This window comes from Puia dinghuensis (assembly GCF_014642875.1).
Classification (GTDB): domain Bacteria; phylum Bacteroidota; class Bacteroidia; order Chitinophagales; family Chitinophagaceae; genus Puia; species Puia dinghuensis.
In genome coordinates this window covers 1,016,940-1,041,595 of record NZ_BMJC01000001.1, presented here as the reverse complement: position 1 = coordinate 1,041,595, position 24,656 = coordinate 1,016,940, and the positions used below count along the sequence as shown (strand labels likewise).

Sequence of the window (24,656 nt, the reverse complement as noted above, 5' to 3'; positions counted from 1 at the left end):
CCCGGCGCGCCCGCCTTACTGACATCCACCGCCGATGGCTTCACCGACGAGGTTCACGAGGTTTTGATAGAGCGGTTTCTTTTCTTCTTCGGGTTTTTCGGCGATCAGGATCGCCGCATAATTCCGGCATTTATCGATGAAGGGAGCCGTGCCCAACAGGTTGGGGCAAGCCAGGATGGCGCTGCCGCCCGAGGCGTTGGTTCCGGTGATGAATTCCCCGAGCCCAAAATGAGCACCGGTTAATTCCTTAGGCAGGTATTTTATCGGGAGATCGGCGAACTGGGAGGCCTCCAGCTCTTCTACCGCTTTTTCGCTCAGGATGCGTTTGCCTTCGAACGTTCCCTTATTCAGGAGCATGGTGAGAAAGTTGAGATAGTCGTTGGCGGTAGATTTGGCCCCGCCGGAGGGATTGGTCGCCCCGCCTTCTTCATTGGCAAAGTTGGTGCCCCGCATTTTAAGGGGATTCGTGATGCGTTCGCGCATCAGCCGTTCGAATGATTTTTTCGAAACGATCTCCAGTACCCGGGCGGCGATGTTGGGTCCGAAGTTGCTGTAAAAGAACTCAGTGCCGGGATTGGTCCCGATATCATGCTTGCTGGCGTAGGAATTGACCATGTCTTCAAGCGTCTCGAACTTTTGTTTCGCCAGGACGCTTGTAACGCTTTGATCGGTCTTGATGCCGGTGGTATTGGTCAGACAGTTGCGGATGGTAATGTATCCCTTCATATATTTCCCGAACAGGGGGATATATTGCGTCACCTTATCATCCAGCGATAGTTTGCCCTCATCCACGAAGGTCATCACCAGGGCGGCCGTCAGCCAGTTACCCGCGCCGGCAATGGGAGCCGGGGTCTTGCCCGTGAAATCCTGGTTTGCCTGCTTCTGATAAACGATCTTGCCATCCTTCCAGACCAGCATGACATACCCCCCACCGAAAGCCTTCTGATTCTGTTTAAGTAATTGATCTACAGCATCAAAATTGCCCTGTGCAAGGGAATGCAGACAGAATAGCAGCGGAAGAACGAACAAACTGAAGCGTCGGCAGTTAAACCTGATTTGATATGACATAATATCGGGATTGAGGTCCTGGTTTGGATTTTGCGTCACAAGATTACTATTTATTAATTAAAAAGGAAAACCATATAAATCTATGAACCTGAATAATTTTACCATCAAGGCCCAGGAGGCGATCGCCCGGTCGCAGCAACTGGCATTTGACGGTTCGAACCCGGCAATAGATACGGATCATCTTCTGAAGGCGTTGCTCAATGAGGAAGATTCGCTGGTGGAGTTTCTGCTTAAGAAGAACAATGTGAATGTGGGGTTTGTGGAGAGTAAACTGGAAGAGAGTCTTCAGAAGCTTCCCAAGATAAGTGGCGCCGGTGCTCAACCGGCTCAGACCATCAGCCGGGAATTGAACAATGTCATTCTCCGGGCGGGCAGCGATCTGAAGCAGTTTGGCGATGAATTCGTCAGCGTAGAACATCTTCTCCTTGGTTTGGTACAAGGTAGTGATAATACGGCCAAGCTTCTAAAGGATGCCGGCCTTACTGAAAAAGGATTAATAGCGGCCATTAAAGATCTGCGGAAAGGGTCTACGGTCAACAGCCAGACGACCGAAACCACCTTTAATGCCCTCAATAAATATGCAAAGAATCTCAACGAGCTGGCCCGGCAGGGGAAGTTGGACCCGGTTATTGGCCGGGATGAAGAAATCAGAAGAACCCTTCATATTCTATCTCGCCGAAGCAAGAACAATCCCATCCTCGTTGGGGAACCCGGTGTTGGTAAGACGGCCATCGCTGAAGGGCTCGCCCATCGCATCGTCAACGGGGACGTGCCGGAGAATCTCCGGTCGAAAACCATCTATGCCCTCGACATGGGACAGCTGATCGCGGGCGCCAAGTATAAAGGGGAATTCGAGGAAAGATTAAAGAGCGTCGTAAAAGAAGTGGCGGGCAGCGACGGGGAGATCGTGATGTTTATCGATGAGATCCATACCCTGGTCGGCGCCGGCGGGGGTGAAGGGGCCATGGATGCCGCCAATATCCTGAAGCCGGCCCTGGCGCGTGGCGAACTTCGGGCCATCGGCGCTACTACCCTTAATGAATACCAGAAATTTTTTGAAAAGGATAAGGCGCTCGAGCGTCGTTTCCAGAAGGTGATGATCGATGAGCCCAACGTGGAAGACGCGATCTCGATCCTGCGGGGATTGAAAGACCGTTACGAGACGCATCACCATGTACGTATAAAAGACGAAGCTATCATCGCTGCCGTGGAATTGTCACATCGGTATATTACCGACCGGTTTCTGCCGGACAAAGCCATCGACCTCATCGATGAAAGCGCCGCCAAGCTTCGGCTGGAGATGAACTCCATGCCGGAAGAGCTCGACAGGCTCGAGCGATCGATCCGCCAATTGGAGATCGAAAGGGAAGCCATCAAGCGGGAAAAGGACGAAGAAAAGCTGCGCGAGCTCAGCGCCGAGATCGGGAATCAAAGTGTGGAGAGAGATACGCTGAAGGCCAAGTGGAAACAGGAGAAGGAACTGGTGGAGAAGGTACAGAATGCCAAGGCCAGTATCGAAAATCTAAAACTCGCCGCAGAAAAGGCCGAGCGGGAAGGGCAGTATGGACAGGTAGCGGAGATTCGTTATGGAAAGATAAAGGAGCAGGAAAAGATCATTGACGAGTATTCGGCCCAACTTTCTGCCATCAGCGCGGGTTCCCGCCTGATGAAGGAAGAAGTGGATGCCGAGGACATCGCGGAAGCCGTGGCAAAAGCCACCGGTATCCCGGTAACCCGGATGTTGCAGAGCGAAAAGGATAAATTGCTTAACCTGGAAGATGAGCTGCACAAGCGGGTGGTAGGCCAGGATGAGGCTATCACCGCCGTGGCCGATGCCATTCGCAGAAGCCGCGCCGGTCTCCAGGACCCCAAGCGGCCCATCGGTTCCTTCATCTTTTTAGGGACGACCGGTGTCGGTAAGACCGAATTAGCCAAGGCCCTTGCGGAATATCTTTTCGATGATGAAAGCATGATCACCCGTATCGATATGAGCGAATACCAGGAGAAACACACGGTTAGCCGGCTCATCGGCGCCCCTCCCGGTTATGTCGGGTATGATGAAGGCGGTCAGCTGACGGAAGCCGTACGGCGGAAACCCTATTCCGTCATCCTGCTGGATGAAATTGAAAAAGCCCACCCGGATGTCTTCAATATCCTGCTGCAGGTGTTGGATGATGGCCGGCTGACTGATAACAAAGGACGCGTGGTCAACTTTAAGAATACCATCATCATCATGACCAGCAATATGGGCAGCCAGGTGATCCAGGCCAATTTTGAGAATGTCACGGAGAAGAACCGGGAAGAAGTGATGGAAAGGACCCGGCTGGAAGTCATCGACCAGGTGCGGCAGACCATCCGGCCTGAATTTCTCAACCGGATAGACGAGATCATCCTGTTTCAGCCGCTGTTGAAAACGGAGATCAGGGGGATCATCAAGATCCAGCTGGACAACCTGCGGCAGCTGGTAGCTAAAAACGGGATAAATCTGCAATTCAGCGATTATGCCGTCGACTACCTTGCCGAAAACGGATTCGACCCTCAGTTCGGCGCCCGGCCGCTGAAACGGCTGATCCAGAAGGAAATAGTTAACCAGTTGAGTAAGAAGATATTGGCTGGGGATATCGATCGGACCGTCCCGGTGTTGGTGGATGTTTTTGACGGGGTCGTAGTATTCCGCAACGAACAGCCACATTTTGCCGAACCAAAAGAGCGGTAAAGTGTTACACATATGATGAAAGCAAAAGAAGCAGCCGTGATCATCCCGACTAAGGATGTTTTCGTGGGTGATCCAAAAGCTCCCGTAACCTTAACGGAGTACGGAGATTATGAAAGCGAGGCCTGTGCAAAGGTCAATGAGGTGGTAGGGAAGCTCCTGGAACAGTTTGATGGAAAGCTACGATTCAATTTCCGGCATTTTCCGTTGACTAAGATCCATCAACATGCCATGAAGGCAGCTGAGGCTTCCCTTGGTGCGGCCCAGGAAGGCAAGTTCTGGGAGATGCACAATACCCTTTTTGCCCATCGCCGCCGGCTGGGAGCGATCAGCCTCCGGGAATATGCGAAAGATGTTGGAGTAGTGGACAAGAAATTCCTGGACCACCTGGTCAATTCCACCTATGGGTGGCAAGTGCGGAGCGATCTGCTGGAAGGACTGAATAAGGGGGTGCGGGATGTGCCGGCCTTCTTTATCAACGGCGTCCTTTTTACCGGGAAGCCTACCTTCGAGAATCTCCGGAAGGGGATCGAAGACGCACTAAAGCTGAAACAGAAAAAGAAGAGAGCATAAAAAATCCGGGGCTGAAGGCCCCGGATTTTTTGATATATGGTAAAGTTTAAGACCAAAATATTGCAATTCCAGGAGATGGGGGATAAAAGCGGCTGGTCGTATATCAAGATCTCTGCGAAGCTGGCCGAACAGTTAAAACCTGGTAATAAGAAATCATTCCGCGTAAAAGGGAAGCTGGATGACCTTGCCATTAGCGGGATGGCCCTGCTTCCCATGGGGGAGGGGGATTTTATCATGGCGCTGAAGGCCGCGATCCGCAAATCCCTTCGCAAGCAAAAAGGGGACACCCTGGACGTGCAGCTGGAGGTGGATGGCAAGGTCATCCTTCCGCCAAAAGATCTCCTGGACTGCCTTGCCGACGAGCCGAAGGCGCTGGAACATTTCAAGAGCCTGCCAAAATCTCATCAGAACTGGTATGGCAACTGGGTCAAGACTGCCAAAATGGAAGCTACGCGGACCCGTCGCATCAGCCAGATCGTGGATGCGATGATGAAAAAGATGAGTTTTGGCGACATGCTCCGGGCCTATGGGGAGCAGGTCCGCTCGCTTCGGGAAGATCGATAATATTCATTCTTAAAATGACATAATTTTTCTGTTACTTTGCGCGCCGGGTACGTTTTTTGCACCCCGGGCCGCATTATGGATTTAAGCCATTCAAAGAAGATCTCGACCGCGGGACTCCTCATCACTCTTGGTATTATTTTCGGTGACATCGGTACATCCCCGCTGTATACTTTCCAGACAATCATGACAGAAGGCGGAAAAGTAACGGAAGAATTGGTCCTCGGGGCCATTTCCTGCGTTTTCTGGACCCTGACCCTGCAGACGACCTTCAAATACGTCTTTATAACCCTAAAGGCTGATAACAAGGGGGAGGGTGGCGTGTTCTCCCTGTACGCCCTCGTCCGCCGGTATGGGAAAAAGCTGGTTTACCCCGCCATCATCGGCGCCGGAACGTTGCTGGCCGACGGCATCATCACGCCGCCAATCTCCGTAACATCGGCCATCGAAGGGTTGAACTCGGTTCATGGCCTGGAGAACATCATCGTCCCGGGCAACAACCTGGTGGTAGAGATCGTGCTGGTCATTCTGTTGCTGCTATTCATCTTCCAGCGGTTTGGGACGAAGGTGGTGGGTGGGTCTTTCGGACCGATCATGTTCGTCTGGTTCTCCATGCTGGCTATCCTGGGTGTCAACCAGATAATACATTACCCCATGGTGTTGAAGGCCCTGAGCCCGCATTATGGCCTGGAGCTGCTGATCCGCCATCCCAACGGGTTCTGGCTGCTGGGCGCCGTTTTCCTTTGTACCACCGGGGCCGAAGCGTTGTATAGCGACCTGGGCCATTGCGGCCGCAAGAATATCCAGGTAAGCTGGATCTTCGTAAAGATCTGCCTGGTGCTCAACTATCTCGGACAGGGCGCGTGGGTGCTCTTGCAGCATACAGACAGCCTGGGCGGTGTCAACCCCTTTTTCGCCATCGTCCCTCACTGGTTTCTCATCCCTAGCGTGTTTATCGCCACGGCGGCTTCCATCATCGCCAGCCAGGCCTTGATCAGCGGGTCGTTCACCCTAATAAACGAAGCCATCAGCTTGAATTTCTGGCCAAAGGTGACGGTCAAATTTCCTACTGATGTCCGCGGTCAGATCTATATCCCCAGCATCAACTGGATACTCTGTACCGGCTGTTTCCTGGTGGTGCTGTATTTCAGGACATCGGAAGCCATGACGGCGGCCTATGGTTTCTCCATCACCGTCGCCATGCTGATGACGACCATCCTCATGTATTACTTCCTGCGAAGGACAAAGCACCTGCCTATGTGGCTAGTGGTCCCCATCCTGGTTGTTTTTATCAGCGTGGAGTCTTCGTTCTTTGTCGCCAACGCAGTGAAGATCGTCAAGCGCCTTTTCTTCCTGGTCTTCGAATTCGGGCTCATCTTTACCATGTATATCTGGTATAATGCCAGAAAGATCAACAACCGGTTCCTCAACTTTATCGATCTGAATGAGCACATCCCGTTGCTGGAAGGCCTCAGCAAGGATGAATCCATCCCGAAATTCTCGTCACACCTCATCTATCTCACCAAAGCCAACCGGCCCAACCAGATAGAAGAAAAGATATTGTATTCCATTTTCAGCCATAACCCCAAAAGAGCGGATGTCTACTGGTTTGTCCATATCGAACGTACCGACGAACCCTATACGATGGAATACGGCGTGGAAGAGCTGATGAACGACAAGGTGATCCGGGTAGAGTTTCGGCTGGGCTTCCGCGTCAAGCAGAACGTTGGCCTGATGTTCAGGAAAGTGGTGACGGAAATGATCTGTAACAAAGAGCTGGATATTGTCAGCCGTTATCCTTCCCTGAAGAAGCATAATATCGCCGAGGACTTTAGATTCGTCATCCTCGAGAAATTCCTTTCTTACGACAACGAATTCTCCGTGCGCGACGGGTTCATCCTGAACAGCTATTTCAGCCTGAAGAAGCTGGCGCTGGCCGAAGAAAAGGCTTTTGGCCTGGATTCCAGCGAGACTGTTGTCGAGAAGCTGCCGCTGGTGGTGGCGCCAGTGACGAAGATCAATCTTCATCGAGCTTACTATAGGATACATCGTTGATGCCAGTAATGAAAAAAAGCACTATATTTGAGTGGAAGGCCTAAGCCCGTTTCTGATCTGTCACCTTAGACCCGATTACAGCAATCCTTTTAAAAGCCAGTGCCATGCAGATGTGCATTGGCTGTCGCTTTAATACCCTCTTCGTACGAGGTAGGCTGGAAGCGATAGGCTATTTGAAATTTTGTCGAATCGAAGTGGTAGTCGAAGGCATATTGATAAAGCATTTCGTACAATTCGGCCGTCGTCGTATCGAAAACCCCTCCCAGCCGGATCATCCATTTCGGCATTATCTTGTACCTTTCGCTTTTGCCCATGGCCATGGCTGCCTGCCTGATGAATTCCGCTGCCGTGATGGTCGGCGCCGCCGTCGGCAGGTGCCACACCTGGTTCCAGGAATTATCGTCTGTGGCGAGCAGCGCCAGTGCTTTTGCCGCATCCGGCGTATAGGTGAAAGAGTGCCCTGCGTGGGCATTTACCAGCCATTGAGCAGGCTGGTCTTTTAGCATTCTTTGAAAAATGAGAATGTCGGGGACACTAGTCTTATTCGTACCGGGGCCATAGAAGTCAGCCGCCCGGGCGATGGTGGCGGTGATGTTCCCTTTTCGAACCTCGCTCATCAATTTTGTTGCGATGCGGGCCCGAAGATCACCCTTGCGGCTGGAGGGGTCGTAGGGTGTGTCTTCCGTCATCGGGCCATCGACTCTCCCGTACATATAGACGTTGTCGAAGAAAATGAGTTTTGCTCCTGCCCTTTTACAGGCTTCGATCTGGTTGTCCATGATGCGTGGCCACTGTTCACGCCAGAGATAATAATCATATTTCAACCCGATGCAATTGTAGACGACGGATGAGCCGCTGATAGCTTGCAATGCCTGGTCGGGTTGAGTAATGTCGGCGGCGACTATGGTCGCTCCGGGCTGTTCTTTCGGATGCCGGGATACGAGTCGAACGGGCAGCCCGCGGGAAATGAGTTCCTTCGCCAGGATGTCGGCGATGGCGCCACCTGCGCCAAGGATGGTATGGATCGACATGGGTTCGAATTTAGGGCATAAAGATAGATAGACCCTGGGTTACCATAGTATGTTTTTTGTAAAATATTGTTATATAATTGTTTACAAAGATGTAGGGTTAAGATTTGATTAAACGTTTGTTTAATTCAAACGTTTGTTTAACTTTGGCCTCTTATTTTGACACGTAGGTGGGTATTCCATCAACGGCTCGGGGCAACCCGGAATTCTAACGATTTTTGCAAGCCTCGGGCGGACCGGAGGTTCGACGGCGAAGGCCAGACATAAGATTAGGCGATCACCATAGCATTCACAATATGAAGCGAATATTCATCAGCAGTGGATTTAGTATGTTAGTTCTTTTCGCAAGCGCTCAAAAGGCAACGGACACCTTGTCCAGTGCGACGTTGCAGGCTTGCGTACAGTATGCCCTCAAACATTATCCCCTGGTCCAGCAGGCCTTGCTGGATGAGCAGATCACCGAACGGCAGGTGAAGAGCAAACTGGCTGACTGGTATCCGCAGATCAACCTCAACGCCAATTACCAGAATAACTTCCAGCTGCAATCCATCGCTTTCAATGGCCAGGTTATCAAGAGCGGAGTCTACAATACCTCGACGGTGGGCTTTGCGCTCTCCCAGAACCTGTTTACCCGCGACGTGCTTCTGGCGGCCAGGACAAAGAATGACGTTATGACCAATATCCGCCAGACGACGGTGAGTGACAAGATCGATGTGACGGTCAACGTGAGCAAGGCCTTTTACGATGTCCTGCTCACCGAGAAACAGATCGATGTGCTGAATGATGATATTGTGCGATTAGAGCGGAATTTAAAAGATACCTATAACCAATACCGCGGCGGGCTTGTGGATAAGACCGATTACAAACGCGCCACCATTTCCCTCAACAACAGCAAGGCCCAGAAGAAAACCAACGAAGAGACGCTCAAGGCCAAATATGCCGTGTTGAAACAGCTGATGGGATATACCGCACCGGATTCCCTGCACCTTGTTTATGACAGCGCTCAGATGGAAGCCGAAGTCTATATCGATACCCTGGCGCTTCCGGACTATTCCAAGCGCATCGAATATCAGCAACTGATGACGCAGAAGCGGCTGGAACAAGCCAACGTCAAATACAACAAATGGGCCTATATCCCTACGGTGACCGCCGGCGCGGGATATAATTTCAACTACCTGAACAACCGGTTCAGCCCATTGTACAAACAGGATTATCCTAATTCCTATGCCGGACTGCAGGTGAGCTTCCCTATTTTCCAGGGAACCAAGCGTACCCAGAATATCCGGATCGCGGAGCTGCAGCTGACCCGCATCGACTGGGATGTCACCAACCTGCAAACGGCTATCAGTACCCAATATGCCGAGTCGCTGGCCACCTACAAGAGCGAGCTGAACAACTATCATATTCAGAAGGATAATCTCGAACTGGCGCGGGATGTGTTCAACACCATCGAGCTGCAATATCGCTCCGGCGTCAAGGCTTATCTCGATCTGATTACGGCCGAAACGGATCTCCTCACCGCGCAGACGAATTATAGTAATGCGCTCTACCTGGTGTTGAGCAGCAAGCTGGATGTAGAAAAAGCATTGGGAACGATCACTTATTAATTTACTTACACTGGATAAATCATCATTTTATATGAGAAATAGTTTACCATGGATTGGTTTTATGTCGGTCGCCGTTTCGTTGAGCCTTGCCTCCTGCGGGGATAGCAAACCTGCAGGGCCCCAGGCCCCTCCACCTGTCGCGGTGGATGTCTACACCGTGGCTGCCGGCAATGCCACGTATTTTGATTCTTATCCCGGTACTGCAACGCCGTTGAACCAGGTGGATATCAAGCCGCAGGTGTCGGGGAATATCGTCGGCATCTTTTTCAAGGATGGACAGCAGGTGAAGAAAGGGCAGAAGCTCTACGAGATAGATCAGCAACAATATAAGGCCGCGGTGGAAGCCGCCAAAGCCAACGTGGATGTGGCCAGGGCGAACCTCGCAAAGTCGCAGCAGGATGCCGACCGGTACGAGGACCTGGCCAAACAGGACGCCATCGCCAAACAGACGCTGGACCACCAGCGGGCCGACCTGGAAGCGAGCAAGCAGCAGCTGGCAGCAGCGCAGGCCAACGTAGCCAGCGTAGAGACCAACCTGAAATATTCCGTCATCTATGCGCCCTTCAACGGGACGATCGGCATCTCCCAGGTGAAGATCGGGACGGCGGTGTATCCGCAGACCCTGCTCAATTCGGTGAGCACCGACGATCCCATGGCCGTCGACATCGCCATCGATCAGGCGGAGATACCCAAATTCTCCCATTATTTTGCGACGGGGGCTAAGCCGAAGGACTCGCTCTTCACAGTGATGTTGCCCGATGGCTCGATCTATCCCTATCCCGGGTCGCTCTACCTGCTGGACCGCTCTGTCGACCCCACAACGGGTACCCTCAAGGCAAGGATCACCTTCCCCAATGCGAAGAACGAGCTGAGGGCTGGTCTCACCGCCAACATCCGCGTAAAGCATGACGCCGGCGACAGCAGCCTGCTCATTCCTTACAAGGCGGTGGTCGAGCAGCTGGGTGAATATTTTGTTTTTGTCGTCAATGAAGGACATGCCTTGCAGCGCAAGGTCGTCCTTGGCACCAGGATAGCAGACAAGGTAGTCGCAAGAAGCGGTCTTCAGGCCGGGGATAAAGTGGTCATCAACGGAGTACAGAAACTCAGGGACAGCAGCGCCGTCGCGGTTGCTCCGCCAAAAGCACCCACGGCCGCAGGAGCAGCGTCCGCAGGAAAGTAAGCGTAAGAGAGGAAATAAATCAAAATTTTAGTCCTAATGAAGTCTTCAAATATATTTCTCAGGAGGCCGGTGACGGCTATAGTTATTTCCCTGGTGATCCTGCTGGTGGGAACCCTGGCCATCTTGAACATGCCGATCAGCCAGTATCCCGATATCACTCCACCGACGGTGCAGATCACCAGTAACTTCACCGGCGCCGATGCGCAGACGGTAGAACAGACGACGACCACGGCTATCGAGACCCAGGTGAACGGGGTGCCGGGTATCGCCTATATGCAGAGCAATAGCGCCAACAATGGTAACTCGCAGATTACTGCCACACTCAACATTGGGGCCGACCCTAATATCGTGGCGCTGGATATTCAGAACCGGGTAGGCATCGCAACGCCGACCCTGCCGCAGCAGGTGCAGCGCCTGGGAATCACCACGCTGAAGCGTAACCCGGCGATCCTGATGCTGGTAGCCATCTATTCCCCCAAGCATACCCACAGCATACCGTTTATGGACAACTACGCCAACATCTACCTGCGGGATATTCTGTTGCGGACGCCGGGGGTGGGGGATGTGTTCAGCCGCGCCGACAACTTCAGTATGCGTGTCTGGCTGAAGACCGATAAGTTGGCACAACTGGGGCTGACAGTGAATGATGTGCAGAGCGCCATCAACGAGCAGAACCTCCAGGTGGCGGCCGGTTCCGTATCGGCGCCGCCGCAAAATTCCGGTTCCGCCTTCGAGTTCACCGTCTTTACCGACAGCCGGCTGAATACGGAACAACAGTTTGGCGACATCGTGGTCCGCAGCGATCCCAAAAATAATTCGATCGTCTATCTGAAGGATGTCGCCCGAATACAACTTGGGAAAGTGAGCTATACCGCCAACTCCTTTGTGGATGGGGACCGGGCTTCTTACCTGCTGGTCTACCAGGCGCCGGGCAGCAATGCGCTTTCCACGGCTGAAGGGGTGTACAAGGCCCTCGCGGACGCCAAGAGATATTTTCCCGCCGACATCAACTATGTGGTGCCATTCGAATCGGTATCTGTTGTGAAGGTGTCTATCGCCGATGTGGTCAATACCCTGCTCATCGCCTTGTTGCTGGTGACGCTGGTCGTATTCTTGTTCCTGCAGAACTGGCGCTCTACCCTCATTCCCGTACTGGCTATTCCTGTGGCCATCGTCGGAACCTTCATCTTCTTTATCCCGCTTGGCTTTACTATCAATACCCTGACGATGTTCGGCTTTGTGTTGGCGATCGGTATCGTGGTGGATGACGCTATCGTGGTCGTGGAGGCGGTGCAGCACTATATCGATGAGGAACACCTGTCGCCAAAAGAAGCTACCGCGCGAGCCATCGCGGATATCTCCGGACCCGTCGTCGCCATCGCGCTCATCCTGGCGGCGGTATTCGTGCCCGTTGGGTTTATCCCGGGCATCGTCGGTCGCCTCTACCAGCAGTTTGCCATCACCATCGCCATCTCGGTGCTGATCTCGGCCTTTGTGGCCCTCTCGCTGACCCCGGCACTGTGTATGCTGCTGCTGCGCGAACATCGTATCGACAAACAATCCAAGGGGCTAAACTGGTTGTTTTTCAAGTTCAACCAAGGGTTTAACCGGGTTACTCTCCGGTATACCGCTGGCGTCAAGGGTTGGATCAGACATGCTCCGCTGGTGCTGGTGCTGCTGGCCTGCATCTGTGTCGGCGACTTCTTCCTGTTCAGGAGCAAGCCCACCGGCTTTATTCCGACCGAGGATGATGGTCGCGTCTATATCTCATTCGAAATACCCGAGGCTGGGTCCACCACACGCGCTATCGCCGTTTTGGACAGCATCCAGCATATGGCGCAAACCGTGCCCGGCGTTCTCCACACGGCCGCCCTGGGTGGACTCAATATCCTGACCTTCGGTTCGAAATCGAATGCCGGCAGTATCTTCGTGCAGTTCAAACCCTGGGATCAACGGAAGAAGAAGAGCGAGCAACTATATGGGATCGTTGCCGAAATGCAGAAGCGGTTCTCGACGATAAAGGAAGCACGCGTCGTGGTGATCCCGCCACCGGCCATTCCGGGCCTGGGTAATGCCGGCGGTTTCAGCATCCAGATCGAACAGCGGCAGTCGAACGATGATATCAAGACCTTCGAACGGGTCGTGAACCAATTCGTTGCCGAGGCGAACAAGCAACCCGAGATAGGCCAGGCCTTTACCTTCTTCTCCGCCCATACTCCTGGGTACCAGGTGGGAGTAGACCGGGATAAGGCCAAGAAACTGGGGCTCAGCCTGGCCGACGTATACAATACTATGCAGATGTATATGGGGAGTACCTATATCAACCAGTTCACTGACTATGGACGCAACTTCTATGTCGTGGCCCAGGCGGATACCAACTACCGTAACGATATTTCGAAGATCAACCAGTATTATGTGAAGAATGCCGCGGGACAAATGATCCCGCTGAGCACTGTCGTTTCGTTCAAGACGACGGAAACCGCGCCGCTGATCTCCCACTTCAACATCTATCGCAGCGCCGAGATCGACGGCGGGGCCAAACAGGGATTCAGCAGCGGCCAGGCCATCGCAGCGCTACAACGGGTAGCCGACAAGGTATTGCCGGAAGGGTATGGGTATGACTGGTCGGGGTTAAGCCTGCAGGAAATAAAGTCGGGCAACAGCTCGGTGTATATCTTCGCCCTGTCCATCGTCTTTGTGTTTCTCTTCCTGGCGGCCCTCTATGAAAGCTGGGCGGTGCCCTTCTCGGTATTGCTGGCTGTGCCTATCGGGGTATTGGGCGCTATCCTTACGCTGACACTGATACCACGACTTACCAATAATGTCTATGCGCAGATCGGGTTGATCACCCTTATCGGGTTGTCGGCCAAGAACGCGATCCTGATCGTCGAGTTCGCCAAAGAGCGGGTCGACCGTGGGATGCCCGTCGTCGCCGCTACGCTGGATGCTGTCAAGCTGCGGCTTCGCCCAATCCTGATGACCTCTATCGCCTTTCTGTTGGGGGTATTACCCCTGGCGCTGGCTTCCGGAGCCTCATCGGTGGCACGTAATACCATCGGCTTTACCGTGTTGGGGGGGATGTTTGCCGCTACCAGCCTGGCGATCTTCATCGTTCCGGTGTTGTTTGTCGTCATCACCCGCATCACCTATGGAAAGGGTAAATTAGATGCGTTAGGAAGCAAGGAATATAATCTGGCAGAATAATCAGACTGGCTTTTGTCAACAGCATAAGCCTGCCCCGGAGGGGCAGGCTTATTTTTTTATTCCGTCCGCAGGCTCTCGATCGGGTTTGCCCTTGCTGCGCGTATTGCCCGGAGGCTGATCGTCAGCACCGTGATCAGCATCGCCAGGCCTGCCGCCAGCACAAATACCCACCAGCCGATGGTGATGCGGTAGGCAAAGTCCCGGAGCCATCTGTTCATTACGATCCAGGCAATAGGGGCGGCGATGAAGAAAGCCAATACTACCAGGCGCAGGAAATCCTTTGACAGCAGCGCGACGATGCTCGCCGTATTTGCACCCAGCACCTTGCGGATACCGATCTCTTTTGTCCGTTGTTCGGCGGTGAAGGTGGCCAGTCCCAGCAGCCCCAGACAGGCCACGAAGATCGTCAGCCCGGCGAAGATGCCCAGGATGCGGCCGATGTGCTGTTCCAACGTATAGGTGTCCTCGAAGCGCTGGTCGAGGAAGCTATAGGAAAAAGGGCCTCCGGCCTTTAGTGCGGTCCATTTCTGCTGCGCGGTCTTCAGGAGCCCGGCGATATCCCGGGTCTTTGCCTTGACGATGAGGTCAGTGCCCTGGTTGCTACCCAGGGTCATCACCAGGGGGGTGATGAGGTCGTGCAGGCTTTTGAAATGAAAGTCCTTTACCACCCCGATGACATGGAAGGTTGTCTTGTGGTCGTCATTGTTCGGGCTGGTGAGGGTGTGACCGATGGCTTTTCTCCCCCAGCCAAAGACCCGGGCCGTCGTCTCGTTGATGATCATTGCCGTACTATCCGTTCCAAAGGCTTTGGAAAAATTCCGCCCATCGGCTATCTCCATACCAAGCGTGGGGATATAGCTGTCATCCACCTGGTAGCGCAGGCTGTTGACCAATTGGCTGCTGTTGTTGTCGGCATAGATGAGGAAGTTATTGTTGTAGGAAGCCCCGGCCGGCAGGTAGCCGGAAGCGGTTATGGCGGCGACCCTCGGATCCTGTAACAGCTGTTGCCGGAAGAAATCCTGGTTATTCCCCAACCAATAGGTGTCCTGGACGACGAGCACCTGGTCGCGGTCGTACCCCAACTTCTTGTGCTGGATATAGGCCAGTTGCCGGTAGACCACCACCGTGCCGATGATCAGGCTGATGGAGATAAAGAACTGGAAGACGACCAGTCCGCTGCGGAGTCCCACGCTTGTTCTGCCGGCTTTGAACAATCCTTTCAGTACTGCAACGGGTCGGAAGCCGGAAAGGAAGAAGGCGGGGTAGGCGCCGGCGAGCAAGCCCGTCGCCAGCGCAAATAACAGGAGTACCGGCAATAGCCAGGGGGTATCGCTCCAGTGGAGGGATAAGGGGTAGCCGGCAAGCCGGTTGAAGGCGGGGAGCGCCCACCAGACCAGGACCAGGGCGATGACCATTGCCACCGTCGTCAGGAGGATGGATTCGAGCAGGAATTGGCCGGCCAGCTGGCCCCGCATCGAGCCCAGCACCTTGCGGATGCCTACCTCTTTGGCCCTTTTTGTTGCACCCGCCGTGCTCAGGTTCATGAAATTGATGCACGCGATCAGCAGCATGAAGATCGCCACCGCGCTGAAGATGTAGATGTAGTGGATATCCCCTGGTGCGGACAAGTCGCCTGTCAGGTCGGAGTGAAGATGGATATCGGTGAGGGGTTGGAGGAAGAAACCGATGTTGTTACCGCTCGCCCTGAACTGGGCAAGGCTTATTCCCATGGCTTTTTGCAACTGGGGACCGATGTACTTCCCGACTACCCCCGGCAGTTTGGCCTCCAGTTTTTTGGCATCATACCCTTCGGGAAGGAGGAGGTAGGTATGATAATTAGAGGTCAGCCAGCTGGGATTGCGGGCTTCCGGCAGGCTGGCCATGGAGGCAAAAAGATCGAAATGGAAATGGGAGTTCTCCGGGACGCCCTCGATGACCCCGGTGACGGTGAGGGCTGCGTTGTCATCCGTAAAGGTGAGCACCTTGCCGATGGGGTCCTCGTTGCCGAAATATTTCTCTGCCACAGACCGGGTAATGATTACTGTGTTTGGCTGCAGCAGGGCGGTGGCGGCGTCTCCTTTCACCAGTGGCAGGGTAAAGACCTGGAAGAAATTGGAGTCGACAAAGGCCATCGCATCCTCGCGAAAGGTTCGGGTCCCGTAGCTGATGCGGTGGATACCGTTGGCCCGAAGCCGGGTGGCTTCCTGTACTTCCGGAAATTCTTTCTTAAGGGTAGCCGCGACCGGGGGCATCACGTTCGCCTCTTTGATCTCCCCGCCATTCATCCGGCCGCGGAAGGTGACGCGGACGATGCGATTGGCCTTATCGTTGTACCGGTCGTAGCTCCATTCATGCCGGACAAAAAGCATGATCAGCAGACAGGTGGCGATGCCAAGAGCCAGGCCAAGGATATGAATGGCGGAAATGGTTTTATTCCGCCATAGGCTGCGGAAGGCGATGGTCAGGGAGTTGTTAAACATAGTAGCTGGTTTTACCAGTTAGACAACGGGGTTATATAAAAGGTTGCAGTCTTGCTGCAATTTTTTTTGCTGCCAGATTGACGGGTTCTTCGGGATGCATGCGGATGTGGGGTGGGGTAGGGAGGGCGGGGTGAAGCGGTGGTGTTTTTTTGTCCGGTGGCGATGCGGGATTGTTTTGTATTTTTAAAGCACCGGAATTTCTCTGCTAAAAGGGTTAGTGTTTTTTGATTGGAGGCAGGAATTTTGACAAGAAAATGGCTGCTAATTGGAGTAGCATATTAAAATGTTATTTAAAAAATTGTTTTTCATTAGTTTATATGCGTTTATATCAAATTTATATACATGATATGGAGGCTTGATCTTGGATGTAGGAGCTGGTTTTTGGAAAATAAAACAAAATTGTTATAATTTGGATTAAATTATGAAGTTAATATTTGACATACAATATTTTCCATCGGTTATATTCTATAAAAATTCGTATAATTTTACACATATCGTTATAGAGCAATGCGAAACCTACCAAAAAATGAGTTTTCGCAATCGCTGCCAGATCGCGGGGGCCGAAGGCATCGTCGATCTCAGCATTCCTCTGGTGAAAGGAAGGGATCAGAAGACCTTTATACGGGATGTCAGAATTGCAGATGGATTGCCCTGGCAGGCGCAGCACTGGAAGACGATCGTCTCCTGTTACAATCGATCGCCGTGGTTCGAATTCTACCGGGATGAGCTGGAGAGTCTCTACCGGAAGCCGTTTGACTTCCTGATCGACTGGGACCTTAGCTGCCTCGAATGGTCGTTCAGGATGCTGGGGCTTACCCCGAGCATCGGGTTGACGGAAAGCTATCAGAAAAGTTATGCAGATGGTGAGGAATGGGTCGATATGCGGGAAACCCTCTTACCCAAGACCCGGGAAGTATGGGGGGTGGCGACCTCGCGTTATCGCCAGGTATTCGAAGAGCGCACTGGTTTCGTACCTGGTCTCTCCATTCTGGATCTGCTGTTTTGTGAAGGCAAAAACGCGATCAGATATATACGGTCGTGAGATGACGGACGGTCTTTTTTAGCCGCAGGTGCAGCTCATCCAATCTTTTCAGGTAATCCCGCTGGAGCAATAACTGCTGGTTCAGCAGCTGTTTCAGCTGTTGCTGGGAAGAGGAAGAAAGTGCGCGGGCCTGGGCTTCCTGGCGACGCAGCTGGCTAAGCTGGGCTATCAGCTCCCGCTGCAACTGCACCACCTGAGCTCTGATCTCCTTTTCTGTGGACTCTTCTATCCAGGTGAGCCGATCCTTTGGGCTGAGGGTATCTATGCTTTTAAAAGAGAAGCTCGAATTGGGGACGAAGACAAGGCCTTCTGCCGGCGGAAGATCGTCTGCCTCCTCCTGGTCCCGGTGATCAGTTTTCGGTTTGTCAGACGAATAATCCCAGCTGGTGGCAGCGTCGGGGCCCGTAATGGTGAGGGTCACCGGTTGGGTAAAGACAAACGTTTTGGCGGCCGGGGTGCCGTTGGTGCTGGCTACCGAACCGAGCAACGCGGCTTCAGCGAGGTCCTGGTCAGAGGCCTGAACAAGCTGGCGCTTTGCCGGGTGGGAATGCGGGGCCTCGTGACGAGGGGCGGCGGGACTATGCAGGTGCGGTGCCGGTACGCTGGTGTTTACGATGGGGGCAAGGGCCAGTTCGACCGAGACGGGTGCAACGGGTGAGCTGGCGGTGGCGACGGGTGCAACGGCGGAATTTATGGGGGTTGCAGTTGGTTGTGGCCGGTTGTCGTTTCGCCCTGTTCGCGCCAGGCTGAGGATAGTGATGGTTGCTGTCAGAAAGAAAAGGATAAAAGGCCGGGCGCCGGGACGACGATTGGTCCTCTTCTGCTGCAAGATCCTCCTTGCCCGCTGTAATAGCAGCTGCTCATCGCCTGCACCGGTTGCCGCCAGGGCAAGCCGGCCATGCCGGTGTTGCCGGGCCAGGGAAAGCAAGGCGGATACATAGGCGTGAGGGTCATAGTTGAACTGGAGAACCTCATCATCGCAACAATGTTCCCTTTCCCTTTGCAGATCGCGGATCAGCATCCGGGTGAAGGGGTTGAAGAAGAACAGGAGGCCGATGACCGTAACACCAAGGTTGAGCAGGTAGTCTTTCCGGCGGATATGGGCTAATTCATGCACCAGGATCGCTTCCACCTGCTGGGGTGACAGGTGGCAGATCATAGCCACCGGCAGGAGGATCACTGGTTTCAGGAATCCCATAGTCACAGGCACGTCCACCAGCGCGGAAAGGTAGACGTGTACCAGGGAATGGATTCCCATCCGGCGGCTGGTAGCCGCTACAAAGACCCTGAACTCCGCCGGCATTTTGGAAAGACCGTTGCGGGTGAGGCGGCGGGAGTGAATATATTGATGGGAATAGCGGATCAGCAATCCGCCGAGTACGAGCAGGTAGAGGGACGAACAGGAGGAGAGCCCGACATCGACCAACCAGCGGCTGGCCCCCGCCAGCCGGTATCCGCCGCCCGATATTACCCATCCGCCATCGTTGAAAAAGTAAGCGTCGATAAACGTGACTGTCGACCCCAGGGCGCCAAACGCCAACAGGGCGAGGGCAAGACCATGCCGGAAACGGGACGGCGCCTGGCTGAAAATCCTGATCAGCAATTGATAACTGAGCCAAAGCAGGCCCATTTGCCAAAGACTATTCAACAGCGTCCAGCCCAGCGCCTTTAGTAAAGCGGATTGGGTCAACAGGTGCATGTTTATTGTTTTTTCAGGTTATTTAACAGCAGCTGTATCTCTTCGAGTTCGGCAGGGGAAGCCTTGTGATTGCCGAGGGCCTGGAGCACCATTGCGGTGGACGAGCCGCCAAAGAGGGTGTTGATCATTCTGCCCAGCAAATGCTGCTGGGTCTTTTCCTTGCTCACCGAGGCCTGGTAAATATGTGTTTTGAAAGAATCGTCGCGGCTGACCAGTCCTTTTTCATACATGATCTGCATCAGCTTGAGCGTAGTGGTATAGCCCGACTCCTTTGTTTTCAGCAATTCTTCATGTACTTCCCTGACGCTTGCTTTGTCCTTCTCCCAGAGTACTTGCAGGATCTCGAGCTCACTTTCCGTGGGTTTTATCGTCTTCGCAGGCATAAGATGAAAATTTGAGGGGTAATTTACGACAATTTTCGTAAATCTTTGGTTAAAATGCCGCGGCCAGGTTTCGGGGTAAAATAACCTGGCCGCGGCATATGGCTAATGATGGGCTTTCGGTGGGAGGCTCTGTGCCGCGGCCAGGGGGGACAAAAGAAAAGCCCCGATGTAGAAACAACGGGACTTCGGTATTTGGATCTGATTAGTGTCGTAAGTTAGGCTGTAAAGATAAACCTAGAAATGAAATTTCCTCAAAAATCTTTACATTTTTTTTGTTAATGCAATGCAATGGTCGCAGGAGGCTGAGACGCCGTCCTGGCGCTGACAACCGCCTGTTTTTCCGCTGGCTGCACGCGGTGTTTTGCGCCCTCGTCATGCGTATGGAAGATGGAGGCAAGGGTAGGTGCGATGACCAGGGAAACGATGGACATCAGTTTGATGAGGATGTTCATCGACGGACCGGATGTATCCTTGAAGGGGTCGCCCACCGTATCGCCGGTGACGGAAGCCTTGTGCGGATCGGATTTCTTATAATGGATCTCGCCGTTGATCTCCACGCCTTTTTCAAATGATTTTTTTGCATTATCCCAAGCGCCGCCTGCGTTGTTCTGGAAGATGCCCATCAGTACGCCGCTAACGGTGGCGCCGGCAAGAAAGCCGCCAAGTGCTTCGGGGCCCAGCAGAAAACCGATGATCAGAGGGGAGAGGATGGCAATCGCGCCCGGCAGCACCATCTTCTTGATGGAAGCCTGGGTGGAGATGGCCACGCATTTGTCATATTCCGGGGTGCCCGTGCCTTCCATGATACCGGGAATAGTGCGGAACTGGCGTCTTACTTCCTGTACCATCGCCATGGCGGCCTGCCCTACGGCCTGGATAGCCAGGGACGAGAAGATGAAGGGGATCATTCCACCGACAAAAAGGCTGGACAATACCTTGGCCTTATAAATGTCGATGCCCTGGATGCCGGCGACGCCGACAAAAGCGGCGAAGAGGGCGAGGGCGGTGAGGGCTGCAGAAGCGATGGCGAATCCTTTGCCGGTGGCGGCCGTCGTATTTCCTACGGCATCCAGCACATCGGTCTTTTCCCGCACTTCCTTCGGCAGTTCGCTCATCTCGGCGATGCCGCCCGCATTGTCCGCGATGGGGCCAAATGCGTCGATAGCCAGCTGCATGGCGGTAGTCGCCATCATCCCGGCGGCGGCAATGGCGACACCGTAAAGACCTGCACAGGCGAATGAACCATAGATACCGCCTGCCAGTACGAGTATCGGCAGAAAGGTGGATTGCATCCCGACGGCAAGCCCGCCGATGACGTTGGTGGCGTGACCGGTGCCGGACTGACGGATAATGCTCAGAACAGGAGCCTTACCCATAGCGGTATAGTATTCGGTAATAATGCTCATCAGGGTCCCGACGAGCAGTCCTACGCCGATGGCGCCGAGAACGCCCCATTTGGTGAATTCGGTGCCGCGCAGGGTCATCGTTTCGGGGAGGACATAATAGACCAGCCCGATGCAGGCCAATGCGGTGAGGACAATAGAACCCCAGTTACCCATGTTGAGGGCTCTCTGCACGGTGGAAGTATTGACACCGGCTGTATCGCTGATGCGCACGAAGAGGGTGCCTACAATGCTGAAGATGATCCCTACACCGGCGATGAGCATGGGAAGTAAAATGGGAGCCATGCCGCCGAAGGCGTCGTCGGAGACGGTCTCCTGGCCCAGTACCATCGTTGCCAGAACGGTGGCCACATAGCTTCCGAAGAGGTCGGCGCCCATCCCGGCTACGTCGCCTACGTTGTCACCAACGTTGTCGGCGATGGTGGCAGGGTTGCGGGGATCGTCCTCGGGAATGCCTGCCTCTACTTTACCGACGAGGTCGGCGCCGACGTCGGCCGCTTTTGTATAGATGCCGCCACCCACGCGGGCGAAGAGGGCAATGGATTCGGCGCCCAGCGAGAAGCCGGTGAGCACTTCGATGGTCGTCCTCATCTCATCGGAGTTCACCCCGGCGCCCGGTGCGAAGATGGCTTTTAATATAATGAAGAGACCGCCCAGTCCCATGACGGCCAGACCGGCAACACCCAGTCCCATGACGGAACCACCGGTGAAGGATACCTTCAAAGCCTGGCTTAGGCTCGTCCGTGCTGCATTCGCCGTACGGACATTCGCTTTTGTGGCGGTGCGCATGCCGATGTAGCCGGCGGTGGCGCTCAATATCGCACCAAGGACAAAGGCAACGGCGATGCTCCAGTGCGAATGCGGATTGGCGCTACCCATCACGGCCAGAAGGATGGCTGCTATGATGACAAAATAAGAGAGTATCTTCCATTCAGCCTTCAGGAAAGCCATAGCGCCTTCGGCGATGTGCTTGGCGATTTCCTGCATCCGGACATTGCCCGGATCCTGCTTTGCCACCCAGGCATACTTAATAAACGTGTACAAGAGACCAACGGCTCCCAGAACGGGAACTACATAAATCAATTTGTCCATAAGTTGTAGACCTTTAACAGCATTTTCATCACTGCAATCGTTTACTTATTGCGGATGGCTTAAGGGACGGCAAAAATAGGGGGAAAATGTCAAATTTGATTATAATGAAAAATCCTTTCGCTTCATAACGAAAGGATCCTTCAATAAAAACCGGAGCTTGAATGAGAACATCTTTACCTCTGGGCCGGGCCTCTGGAAGGCTTTCACCGTTGCCGGTTTTCAGCGTAGGTTGTTTAGGTCAAGAACCAGGGCTAAAGAGCTTAACTATAAATTCCCCGAATCCTATGCCAAGACACAATTTTTTTGTAGTTAGGTTGTTATATATTATTTATCAGCATATGTTTCCCGTTTTGGGAGCCTATGTCCCGAAATGGATAAATTTTTGCTGTTCTACAGGTTTAAAAGCGGCAAAGGAGACAACCCCGGCGCTAATACCAACGTCTTGCTAATAACTATGTAGTACATGCTCGTGAAACGACTGCTTTTCTTATTCTTATTTATCATCGGAATGCTGGCTGCAGTGCAGGATGTGAGAGCGCAGGCTTGTACTACCGTGGGGCAGACGCCGGCCACCGCTTTTCCGGTTTGCGGGACAAATGTTTTTACTCAAAACAGCGTCCCGGTGTGTCTGAATGGAGATGTACCGTCGCCTACATGCAGTGGAGGCGGATACCAGGCTATCAATCCCTATTGGTACAAATTCACTTGCTTTACTGCTGGTACCCTGGGTTTACTGATCAAGCCTAATAATTCCGGTGATGATTATGACTGGGAGCTATTTGACATTACCGGCCAGTCCCTTAATGCCGTGTTCTCCGATGCCAGCCTGGTGGTGGCCTCCAACTGGTCGGGTGTCACGGGCAATACCGGCACATCAGCAACGGCCACTTCCTTATACGAATGCGCTTCGACGCAGCTTCCTGCCACAGGTCCACCGCCATTCAGCAAAATGCCCAACCTGATCCAGGGGCATGATTACCTGCTGCTGGTTAGTCATTTCAGCGGAAGTGATCAAAGCGGCTACCAGCTGTCCTTTGGCGGCGGCACTGCCAGCATCACAGATACAAAGCCTCCCGCACTTCAATCCGCGACGGCTTCCTGTGATGGCAGCCGGATACAGCTAGTCCTGAATAAACGGATGCAATGTTCCAGTCTCGATGCCGACGGCACTGATTTTGTCTTATCTCCGGCTCCGGCCGGGTTGAAGATCGTGGGGGCTTCTGCCGGCAATTGCAGCGGCTTCGATATGGATTCTGTGACTGTCACCCTTAATGGCCCGCTGCCAGCCGGCAATTATTCGCTGGCGGCGAATACCGGTACGGACAACAATACCCTGCTCGACATTTGTGGTACACCTGTTGCCGTAGGGCAATCGGTTTCCTTTTCTTTTACGCCGGCACAGCCGACGTCGATGGATAGCCTCACTCCACCCAGGTGCGCCCCGCAGGTGCTTCAGCTGGTGTTTTCCAAAAGAATTGCCTGTTCTTCCATCGACGCCGATGGCTCTGACTTCACCGTTGTGGGCTCGTCCCCTGTCACCGTCACCGGAGCTTCCGGACAATGTGATGCGAACGGATTGACCAACAGGATCCAGGTGCAATTATCGGCTCCCATCCAGACGGCCGGTAGCTTCCGCATCTTCCTGAAAGCGGGTACCGATGGCAATACCCTGGTTGATGAGTGCGGCCTGGAGAGTCCACCAGGGAGCCTGCCGTTTACCACCGGCGACACGGTTTCAGCGGCCCTGCTCACCGATGTGGTACACCTGGGGTGCAGGGCGGATACCATTGTATATGGTTATCCTTCCGTCGACGGGGTCAACCAATGGCAATGGATATTTAATGGCACCGATACCATTCTGCAACAGGATCCGCCGCCGCAGGTCCATTCGGTTTTTGGCACGGAGACGGCGCGGCTGATGGTGTCGAACGGGTATTGTACGGATACGACGAGCGTGTCGGTGGTATTGAACAATGGCATCAAGGCCGGGCTGGAAGCTCCTAATATCCTTTGTCCGAAGGATGATGCCCACTACATCAATAAGAGCACCGGCACCCTCGACTCGTGGATATGGGAACTTGGTGATGGCACCAACTACAGCGGGGAGACACCGCCTGATCATGTCTATCCTCAGACGGGTATCGAGACAAAATATACCGTCACGCTGATAGTGGGCAATGCCGCCGGATGCTATGACACGGCCGCGCAGCAGATAGATGTTTTGCGATCGTGCTATATCGCGGTGCCCAACGCTTTTACACCCAATGGCGACGGCCTGAACGATTTTCTCTATCCTCTAAATGCATACAAGGCCGATAATCTCACCTTCAAGGTCTTTAACCGGTTTGGTCTGATGGTCTTCGAGTCGCATGTATGGACACAGAAATGGGACGGTACGGTGAATGGTCATCCCGAGCCGGCGGGAACCTATGTGTGGATGCTTGAGTATACCGACCGGGATACGGGGAAACATATCTTTCAGAAAGGGACTGCCATGTTGATAAGGTGATGGGATGCGGAAATGCAAAGGCCCCACTTTTTTATGGTGGGGCCGTGCACTTTTTTGTA

General features: G+C 53.6%; 15 protein-coding genes. 9 read left to right on the top strand and 6 right to left on the bottom strand.

Features of this window, described 5'->3' with window-relative positions; genetic code table 11:
* Nucleotides 1–15 precede the first annotated feature (15 nt).
* Complete coding sequence (locus IEY39_RS04100; RefSeq protein WP_188928797.1) at nt 16–1,068, bottom strand: serine hydrolase domain-containing protein; 1,053 nt, start codon at nt 1,066–1,068, stop codon at nt 16–18.
* Between the two features lie 82 nt (nt 1,069–1,150).
* Between IEY39_RS04100 and clpB the strand changes: the two genes are divergently transcribed.
* From clpB to IEY39_RS04080, 4 genes are all read left to right on the top strand, one after another.
* The gene (gene clpB, locus IEY39_RS04095; protein ID WP_188928795.1) at nt 1,151–3,784 is read left to right on the top strand and encodes an ATP-dependent chaperone ClpB; all 2,634 of its coding nucleotides are present in this window, start codon (nt 1,151–1,153) and stop codon (nt 3,782–3,784) included.
* A gap of 12 nt (nt 3,785–3,796) precedes the next feature.
* Nucleotides 3,797–4,354, top strand: coding sequence for a DsbA family protein (locus tag IEY39_RS04090; protein ID WP_229688759.1), 558 nt, complete (start codon nt 3,797–3,799; stop codon nt 4,352–4,354).
* A gap of 36 nt (nt 4,355–4,390) precedes the next feature.
* On the top strand, nt 4,391–4,918 hold the full coding sequence (locus tag IEY39_RS04085) for a YdeI/OmpD-associated family protein (RefSeq protein WP_188928794.1): 528 nt from the start codon (nt 4,391–4,393) through the stop codon (nt 4,916–4,918).
* Nucleotides 4,919–4,993: 75 nt separating this feature from the next.
* Nucleotides 4,994–6,970 carry a KUP/HAK/KT family potassium transporter gene (locus IEY39_RS04080; protein ID WP_188928792.1) on the top strand — a complete coding sequence of 659 codons (1,977 nt, stop codon included), beginning with the start codon at nt 4,994–4,996 and terminating at the stop codon, nt 6,968–6,970.
* 89 nt (nt 6,971–7,059) lie between these two features.
* On the opposite strand, the gene IEY39_RS04075 is transcribed toward IEY39_RS04080, so the two are convergent.
* Nucleotides 7,060–8,001 carry an NAD-dependent epimerase/dehydratase family protein gene (locus IEY39_RS04075; RefSeq protein WP_229688758.1) on the bottom strand — a complete coding sequence of 314 codons (942 nt, stop codon included), beginning with the start codon at nt 7,999–8,001 and terminating at the stop codon, nt 7,060–7,062.
* A gap of 293 nt (nt 8,002–8,294) precedes the next feature.
* On the opposite strand from IEY39_RS04075, the gene IEY39_RS04070 reads away from it, so the two are divergent.
* The 3 genes from IEY39_RS04070 to IEY39_RS04060 are packed head-to-tail and all read left to right on the top strand — an operon-like array spanning nt 8,295 to nt 13,989.
* Nucleotides 8,295–9,605, top strand: coding sequence for a TolC family protein (locus IEY39_RS04070; RefSeq protein ID WP_188928790.1), 1,311 nt, complete (start codon nt 8,295–8,297; stop codon nt 9,603–9,605).
* A 31-nt stretch (nt 9,606–9,636) separates the two neighbouring features.
* Complete coding sequence (locus IEY39_RS04065) at nt 9,637–10,785, top strand: efflux RND transporter periplasmic adaptor subunit (RefSeq protein WP_188928788.1); 1,149 nt, start codon at nt 9,637–9,639, stop codon at nt 10,783–10,785.
* Nucleotides 10,786–10,821: 36 nt separating this feature from the next.
* The gene (locus tag IEY39_RS04060) at nt 10,822–13,989 is read left to right on the top strand and encodes an efflux RND transporter permease subunit (RefSeq protein WP_188928786.1); all 3,168 of its coding nucleotides are present in this window, start codon (nt 10,822–10,824) and stop codon (nt 13,987–13,989) included.
* 56 nt (nt 13,990–14,045) lie between these two features.
* Here the strand turns inward: IEY39_RS04060 and IEY39_RS04055 are convergent, their stop codons facing one another.
* A complete protein-coding gene (locus IEY39_RS04055; protein ID WP_188928785.1) occupies nt 14,046–16,469 on the bottom strand; it encodes an ABC transporter permease in 2,424 nt (807 codons plus the stop codon).
* 421 nt (nt 16,470–16,890) lie between these two features.
* Between IEY39_RS04055 and IEY39_RS04050 the strand changes: the two genes are divergently transcribed.
* Entirely contained in the window at nt 16,891–17,511 is a 621-nt protein-coding gene (locus IEY39_RS04050; protein WP_188928782.1) for a WbqC family protein, read from the top strand.
* On the opposite strand, the gene IEY39_RS04045 is transcribed toward IEY39_RS04050, so the two are convergent.
* From IEY39_RS04045 to IEY39_RS04035, 3 genes are all read right to left on the bottom strand, one after another.
* Nucleotides 17,492–19,210: a M56 family metallopeptidase gene (locus IEY39_RS04045; RefSeq protein WP_188928781.1), complete on the bottom strand. Its 1,719-nt coding sequence runs from the start codon at nt 19,208–19,210 to the stop codon at nt 17,492–17,494. The two genes, IEY39_RS04050 and IEY39_RS04045, sit on opposite strands and share 20 nt — an antisense overlap.
* 2 nt (nt 19,211–19,212) lie before the next feature.
* Complete coding sequence (locus tag IEY39_RS04040) at nt 19,213–19,593, bottom strand: BlaI/MecI/CopY family transcriptional regulator (protein WP_188928779.1); 381 nt, start codon at nt 19,591–19,593, stop codon at nt 19,213–19,215.
* Between the two features lie 275 nt (nt 19,594–19,868).
* Complete coding sequence (locus tag IEY39_RS04035; protein WP_188928777.1) at nt 19,869–22,088, bottom strand: sodium-translocating pyrophosphatase; 2,220 nt, start codon at nt 22,086–22,088, stop codon at nt 19,869–19,871.
* 463 nt (nt 22,089–22,551) lie between these two features.
* On the opposite strand from IEY39_RS04035, the gene IEY39_RS04030 reads away from it, so the two are divergent.
* Nucleotides 22,552–24,597, top strand: a complete 2,046-nt coding sequence (locus tag IEY39_RS04030) for a T9SS type B sorting domain-containing protein (RefSeq protein ID WP_188928774.1) — start codon at nt 22,552–22,554, stop codon at nt 24,595–24,597.
* Nucleotides 24,598–24,656 lie beyond the last annotated feature (59 nt).